The 8,440-nt window shown below is 41.8% G+C and carries 3 protein-coding genes; 1 reads left to right on the top strand and 2 read right to left on the bottom strand.

Annotation, left to right across the window (positions count from 1 at the left end):
* Positions 1-1,185: 1,185 nt before the first annotated feature.
* Entirely contained in the window at positions 1,186-4,968 is a 3,783-nt protein-coding gene (locus tag E1171_RS13305) for an amino acid adenylation domain-containing protein (RefSeq protein WP_155206499.1), read from the top strand.
* Positions 4,969-5,260: 292 nt separating this feature from the next.
* Here the strand turns inward: E1171_RS13305 and E1171_RS13300 are convergent, their stop codons facing one another.
* Both E1171_RS13300 and E1171_RS13295 read right to left on the bottom strand, forming a co-directional pair.
* Positions 5,261-7,726, bottom strand: coding sequence for a multicopper oxidase domain-containing protein (locus E1171_RS13300; RefSeq protein WP_155206498.1), 2,466 nt, complete (start codon positions 7,724-7,726; stop codon positions 5,261-5,263).
* A 238-nt stretch (positions 7,727-7,964) separates the two neighbouring features.
* On the bottom strand, positions 7,965-8,440 hold a 476-nt coding region (locus E1171_RS13295; protein WP_222931496.1), incomplete at its 5' end, for a hypothetical protein.

The raw sequence follows: 8,440 nt of genomic DNA, 5'->3' as shown, positions 1-8,440 counted from the left end.
ACCATTTTGGCTTTGTCATTCTTTGATCCAAAGAGCAGTTAAAATGAACTATTACCCAGCTGTCAAATTTATTCCTAGATCTTAAAAAAAAGTTTACTAATCGCTGGATCTTCAACTTTACTGTTCTTTTACCAAACCCCTTATGTGATATATGTTTTTCCTTCAGAACGTATTTGAAAAAATTTAGTTTACTTAGAAACTAATGTAAAGGAATATAATTTCTCTTTAAAAGGCAAAAGAATAAGAAAAAAAGTATTAGTCCATAACAGTAGCAGGACTACTGAACATTACACTAATATGGGCTTTAAACTAATTAAGAATTTAAAAAGTCCTTTTGAATCATAAGAGAATGAAATATTCTGAAATATTCTGAAATATTCTGAAATATTTTGAAATGTACTGAAATAGTAATATTCAAATCAACTCCATACCTTTACTTAGTAAGGTTTTGATCCATTAAAAGGGAGAAAGGAGGCAAATAAATTCAGAAATTTTTCTGAAAGAACTTCCATGCAGTACTAAAATTACACCAAACAGAGCTGAAGATCAATCACTAAACTTTGCCTAATGGTTAAATTAGGTATTGAAAAGGATTACATTTTGGAGATCGATATAGAACAAATTCATCCCTTAAATATTAATTGTCATGAAAGCTTGCTAACGTTTTCAATAAATGAGCATATTTTTTGGAAATATTCACGACTTCAACTTAAAGGAGAAGGGAATTTAAAAACTATTTTTAAATGACGAGAAAGATAGGAAACTAGCTCAACTTGGAAAGCTGTATAAGTTGTTAAAATGCTGTATTTCGATTTCATTATCTAGATTCAGTCACTACATATCAATTGAAAATAACATTTATTTGACAGGTTTAGCCTACCAAATAAATAGAATAAATAGGCTTTAAAACATAATTAAATCCACTGACCCTATTAATACGGTATTTAAAAATTATTTCATACTTTTACATTACTTCCATACCTAGTGCGTGTTTATTTTTTCATGGGTATAAGAGGACTTTTCAAGTAAAATAGGACAACCTAACCTCTTAATAATTTTTTATGAGTAATAATAAAGCATCTCCCTATACCAAATTGTATTGCGATGGATACCAGTTGCGTCCAAATAGAAGTGATTACAATTTAAAATCAAACTAATCAATAATCATAAAATAGTAAGGAATAAATGGATAAGCTAACTCATTTTTTTAGGGAACTTTTAACCAATGCGGATCAATTAACCCGTTTTAATTCAGGCTCGAGCGAAGCTGAAATTGCCAGTAATCGACAGACTATGTTAAATGCTGCAGGAGTGAAGCACGCAGAAGAGATAATTGGGATGCCTGCCCAGGACTTGCAAATTTTAATAGAAAAGCAACTAGCTCAAAAATCTGGTGATGATCTAGAAGAAACAATTTGTGGGCTGATTGTGAAGCAAATGCTTGAACATCCTGAAAGGATTGCAATTATCGATGGTGAGATCAGAATTGACTATAAAGGTCTCATGAATCGAGCCAGTGAGGTTGCGGGAGAGCTAAAAAACCGTGGGGTAGAGCCGGGATCTTTGGTTGGGGTGTGCATGAACCGCTCTTGGCAACTGGTTGCTGCTCTAATTGGTGTAATGCAAGCAGGATGTGCCTATGTGCCGTTGGATCCCGCATATCCACAAGATCGGGTCCGATATATGTTAGAGCATTCTCGTGCTGTAGCAGCTATCGTGGATAATGACAGCGCTGCCAACCTTTGCAATGGTGTGCGTGATCTTGTATGGATCAATAAATTGGGCAATCATAAAGATAACCGAGTTCGACCATCCGCGAACGATTTGGCCTATGTCATCTATACCTCGGGTTCAACGGGACGACCAAAGGGAGTTGCTGTCGAGCACAGAAGTGTTGTGGTTATGCGCCAGTCAATGCGCGAGCTATTCAGTGATGAAGAGCTGCAAGGGGTGCTTGCAGCTGCCTCTGTTTGTTTCGATACTTCGGTGATGGAAATTATGGGTACGTTGTCGCTGGGTGGTACCATAATTCTAGCGAAAAACGCACTTGAGCTGACCAAACTTCCTGCGGTAAATCAGGTAAGAACATGTGTAATGGTTGCATCGGCAGTGCAGGCATTGCTCTCTACAGAAAGATTGCCAAAGGGGATACGATGTCTGGTTTTTGGCGGCGAAGCGCTTAAACGCTCACTAGTGGAACAGGTGTATGCGCTAGCGCCGGACCTGCGCGTATTAAACGCATATGGTCCTACCGAAGATACGGTTTATTCGACCATTGCCGAAATACCTGCTGGCACCCAAGTAGTTACCATTGGTAAGTCGGTCCCCAACTCACGCGCGTACATTTTGGACGATGCTTTGCAACCCGTTTCTACTGAGGAACCTGGAGAGTTGTATCTCGCAGGAAGCAAGCTTGCGCGTGGGTACTTGTACGATGAAACGCTGACCAAGGAACGTTTTATCGAGGTGGAACCTAATGATCTAATTCCAGATAATCGGATGTACAAAACGGGTGATTTGTGTTGCTGGAAAGAAAATGGAGAGATCGAATTTCTTGGCAGAGTAGACCAACAAGTAAAAATCAGGGGCTTTCGAATTGAACTTGAAGAAATTGAGTCCACCCTTGAGTCTATGCAAGGGATTGACGCTGCGGCAGCGGCAGCCGTAGATGGGGGTATTGGTCAGAAAATACTAGTAGTCTATGTTGTAAGCCGGAATGAAATGGTAACAGACGAAGCAATCAAGACCTATTTAGCACAGCGACTACCCAAGTATATGGTGCCTCAAGTTGTGAAACACCTCAAGGCACTGCCGCTTTTACCCAATGACAAACTCGATCGGAAGAAACTCATGAGCCTGGAAGAGGAGGTGTATATTGAACCAGGTACAGTGGCAGTAAGCCCAAGTACTGACGAAGTAAAAAGCACCAGCAGTCTCATTCAACGTTTGGGAAGTTCAAACAAAGAACAACAAGCAGGGATATTGTCGATCATTCAGAGTGAGGTGGCTGCTCTCCTTAACTTAGGTGACCCGGCACTGGTATTGCCAGACCATTCATTTGATGGCCTTGGCCTCGATTCCCTAACTACATTGGAGTTGAGTAGTCGACTCACCAAAATTTTGGGTCGAACGTTGTCTGCTCAGGCGATCTTTGAAAACCCTACTCCCAATGCGCTGGTCAGTTATATTGTTAATATGATCGGAAGTGGCTCTGATAACCACTCAGCGGATAAGTTGGGTAGTGTAACGACTGATACCTTGGCTAGCTTCCAAACACACATTCAGTCCAGCCATCCGACATTTCAAGCTGCGAAGGCGCCTGCATGGAGCGCCACCGATAAGAGCAAGCTGGTTCAGGAAGTCATGCGCATGGTGAACGACAATCGCAGAAACCCTTATAGTAAGGTATTGCGAACGGGAAGTGCAACCCGAGGAATAGTAGGCGATGCCTACAATGATGAAGAGCAAGAGGCGATTATATGGACGACCAATCTGTATCTAGGCTTGAACCGCGATCAGGCTGTCATGGAGGAAGCATCAAGTGCACTAGCGCGTTTTGGGACCGGAATGGGTACCTCGGCTGCAGCCTCAGGTATGACCAATCAACACCTGGAGTTCGAAACAGAGTTTGCCGATTTAGTAGGAAAGCCCAGCGCTTGCCTGTTTCCAACCGGCTACACTGCCAATGTCGGAGCAGTAGCAGGGCTTTTGGGAAGAAACGATGTTGTCGTTATCGACCAGCTCTGTCACGCCTCCATTGTTGATGGTGCTCGTCTATGCGGTGCTACGGTTAGGACGTTCCAACATAACAGTGCTTCTGACCTAGAGGCGGTCCTTCAGTCGGAAGTGTCACCCTATCGTACCGTTCTAGTTGTTCTGGAAGGCGTATATAGCATGGGTGAAGGTGCTGCACCGGTTGCAGAAATCGTGCGCACGGCAAAAAAATATAATGCACTGGTGCTTGTGGACGAGGCGCATTCTTTTGGCTTTTACGGTGAAGGTGGTGCAGGCATTTGTGCTGCTCAAGGCGTTACCGAAGAGGTGGATTTCATCATGACAACCCTCAGCAAAGCCCTAGGTAGTCTTGGTGGAGTGGTGGCGGCTAGCCAGGAGCATGTGGACCTTTTGAAATCATCTTCCAGAGCCTACATTTTTCAGGCTTCCATTAGCCCAGCGGATATGGCAGCAGCACTCACTGCATTACGGCGCCTCCGCTCCGATGACGCATTGCGTGAGCGATTGTGGGAAACGACCCGTTACATGCGCCAGCGATTCGAAGATGCAGGCTATGATCTAGGGACTGGAGACGGACCAATCGTCACTCCTCATTTTAGCGACAAGGATAAACTCTACGCAATAGTACAGAACTTATATCAGCGTGGCGTTCAAACATCGGCAGTAACCTATCCAATTGTGGAAAGCGGACGAGGCCGCTTACGACTCATCTGCTCGGCCGCTCATACACGTGAAGACGTGGACAAAACGCTAGAAGCGCTCATCGAAGCAGAACGTGAAGTAGATGAACAACTCGCTGCAAAGCGTGCTGAAACAAGGGACTCAAACGTAACGCAGGCTGATATTGAGGTCTGGGCCAATGAATTCTCTACATACCTGAAAAAATGGACCGCTGAGGTGCCTGCTCCAACACCAAATCTCGCCATTTCAGTTAGCGTTTCGGAACAGGCTGAGGCGATCACAATTTTAATTAAAGATGGAGACGTGACCTTGAGTGCAAATGGGAAGTGTGATTTGCCTTCTTGCTCGTTGCTTCTTAAGGAACGGGCCGCAGTTACTGCATTGCAGTCATCCGATGTACAAGGATTGCTTCATAACATTAGTAAGGGGGCCTGTGTGCTAAACGGGCAGGTGGAGCCATTTATATGGCTTTTTGGAAGAATAGTGGATCTGAGACAGGATATTCATACTCATGCCGATTCGGAGCGAAGCCAGCTGGAAGTCATTTGTTAATAAGGCTCAAGAATCTGATAACGAGAGTGGTTCGCTCGTAGTTCTGAGCTGATGGGACAGCCTATTCAAAAATCGAGTTATTTAAATTTACGAGAGTTGGTAGGCTGTCCAAAAGGGCAAGTTCAAGCCCAACCTTCAGAGGCAAAAAATACCAAATAAAAACTGAAAGCCGGCAAAAGAATAAAATTCATTATTTGCCGACTTTCTCTTTTCCTTATACAGCCATTATTAAAAAGCCTAATCTTTTTTGACATCAAGAATTAGCTCCTAAGCACTTGTACTTCATTTTAAATTAAAACCGTAAACCCAGGCCTCCTCCCCAACCGAATTCTGTGCTATAGTTGCCCACAAGGGAGAGGTTTCTGGAGATAACATAGTCAATACCTGCCTGAAATTCTCTGTCTGTATTGGCGCTCCATTCCAAGTTAAAACGGGAAAATAAGGGTATTTCTCCTGATAATTCTAATAAAGGATGTAGCTTTGTATCAATGCTAAGGTCGGAAGAGATAAAGAAGGGAAGTAAATACCGAACCCCAATCACCCCTCTGGGTTCAACACGCCTGACATCTTGATTTCCATTATCATTAAGGATTTCCTGTAAATCTCTTCCCCCATAAATTACTGTTCCTGCATACAGAGAGAGAAATTGATTTTCATCTAAAAAGCGACTCACATCTATATTTGCTCTAAAGTTCCCCCTATAATCTCCTTCCGCTGCCACATTTAATTGGTTTCGACTATTGGCAGCCGTAAAGTTTAACTCGCTCATATGACTCATAGCATTCAATTGACCAAAAGTATAAAAGGGGTTATGGGAAATCTCCTTTTTGGACTTTTTTTTAGCATTCTGGTATAATTCCTCTCTGCTCTCTTCTGTTTTCACAGGGAGTGCAGCAGCGGAATCTGCAGGATTGTCCTCATAAGAAAATACTCGGGCCATCCCCGCCATCATATGATAAAGCACATGGCAGTGAAAAAACCAATCTTTCTCTTCATTGGCCTCAAATTCTATGACTACGGTTTCCATAGGCTTTACATTCACCGTATGTTTTAATGGGGAATATTCTCCTTGTGCATTGAGTACTCTAAAAAAATGGCCATGCAAGTGCATGGGGTGATTCATCATGGTCTTATTCACAAGGGTAACCACCACCTTTTCTCCTTTTTTAATAGAAATTTTATCCGCCTCGGAAAGGGTCTTATTATTCATAGACCAAACATACCTTCTCATATTTCCCGTAAGCTCCAACTTTACTTCTCTTACCGGGAGATTTTCATTGATAGTAGTAGGAATCGGAGACCGGAGCATATCGTAATTAAGTTCAACGATTTCTCCATCTGTTTGCATATTAGCCGAATTCATGGTCATATTGTAGTGGGCATTTCCCTTTTCCAAATGAGTGGAATCTGACATGGACATTTTGTGTTGCATACCCTCCATATGTTCCATACTACGGCCTTCCATTTCCATATTGGAATGGTCCTGATTCATCGAAATATCTTCCGAATCCGACATGCCCATTTCATGGCTCATAGCTGCCATATCCCCCATGCTATGGCCTTCCATTTTCATATTGGAATGGTTCTGATTCATCGAAATATCTTCTGACCCCGTCATGGACATCTCATGTTGCGCACCCATTGTTTTCATATTATGACCTTTCATTGAGGACATATTGCCCATATCCATTCCTTCCATATCGTGCATATCCCCCATTTTGTAAATGTCCGGTTTTGGTATGGCCGGAGCGAAATGTTGTTCTCCATTTCCTAAAAACAGAGAAGCATAACCGGAACCATCTTGTGCGGTAGCCCGAAACTCATAAGACCCATCTTCAGGTATGGTGATGAAAACGTCGTAAGTTTCCGCAATGGCAATTAACCCCCTGTCAACAGCCACAGGTACTACATCCAGCCCATCAGCTGCCACCACTTCCATTTTTCCTCCTGCAAATTGCAAATTAAAGTAGGTAGAAGCACTACCATTAATGATGCGCAGTTTAATGCGCTCTCCTGGCTTTAGATTGCTTAAACTTTGCTTTTCCTTTCCATTGATCAAAAACTTATCATAGGCCACGTCTGAAATGTCCATAGGCGGCATTCGATCCCAAGAGGCTTTTAATCGATCCCTCAGGGCATTATTTTTTAAATAATCATAAGCTGACTGTGTTCTTTTTTTCTTAATTGAATACCATTCCGAACCTCTTTTTAAATTTTTCATAACCTGTTCAGGTTTTTCATCGGTCCAGTCCGAAAGCAATAAAACCAACTCCTTATCTCTTGTTTTTGAAGTCCTGTTTGAGAGTTCCTTAGGCTGTTTTTCTTCCTTGGGGTAAATCACAATGGAACCATAAACCCCGGATTGTTCCTGTAAGTTAGTGTGTGAATGATACCAATAGGTCCCGGACTGTTTTAAAGGAAACTTAAAAGTATGGGTAGTTCCCGGTAATATGGGCGGTGTAGTTAAATAAGGCACTCCGTCTTCACTATTTGGAAGTAATAAACCATGCCAGTGGGTAGAGGTTTCTACCTTCATTTTATTGCTAACTTTTATAATCGCCGTATCTCCCTCTGTAAAATAAAGAGTGGGTCCGGGAATTGAACCATTCACCACTATGGCTTTTCTGTTTTTACCTGTAAAATTAACGGTGGTATCATTGATAGAAAGTTGATATTCAACGGTTTTTTGGGCTTGAGAATGCTCTTGAAAAACCATAAGGATTCCTACAATCAAGCCTGTTATTTTTAAAAATTTCATCGTTTATATAGGTTTTCAGCTCTTTAGTCTTTCTTTTGACCGAACAGATAAGTCTATTACCAAAAGTTAATTAGCTAATCAAGCGCTACCTTCTACTTTTTCATGAACAAAAGCCTTTAATAGGTAAAGCCAGAAGTTTACTGTTCAAAAGGATTGACTAAAATTTCTTTGGAATTAAAGTTTTGAACCGAAGTGTTTCCTTCGGATTGCTTTGAAATAGATTGAAGAAAAGAGTGATTTAATTCCTGAAAACCTGAAGAAAAGCCAGATACTGAAGTTGACGTTTTCTGTACCTGTTATGTGAAATAAAAGGAAGTCGGCATTTTAACCCAAAACGGGCAAATAATTGAAACAATACAAAATCAAGTGCCAATAGCAAAAGGGGGAGAAAAAAGTATTTTCCTCCTGCCTGAACACCAATTTTGCCCTCTAATTGATATAAGGAATGGTGTTGAAAACAACTATGGGCATAAGATATACCTTGGTTAAAACAGAAATGGAAAGGAGAACAAGTATATGGCATTTCCATTGGCTCGCCGCCCCTATTTTCCTTAGGACTGTCCGCAGAGGAAGCATGAAGCATATAAGCCCTCTGGGGATGCGAATGGCTCATTTGCTCACAGAAAGGTTGCCCAATAGAAGCTGCAACGCTTATTAGCAAAATAAAACCTGTAAGTAATATGTGCCAAAATTCCTTTCGCATTTTATAAAATT

It is taken from the genome of Xanthovirga aplysinae, from assembly GCF_009711365.1.
Classification (GTDB): Bacteria; Bacteroidota; Bacteroidia; order Cytophagales; family Cyclobacteriaceae; genus Xanthovirga; species Xanthovirga aplysinae.
The sequence above is the reverse complement of the archived record's forward strand: the minus strand, read 5'-3'. Positions and strand labels throughout refer to the sequence as shown.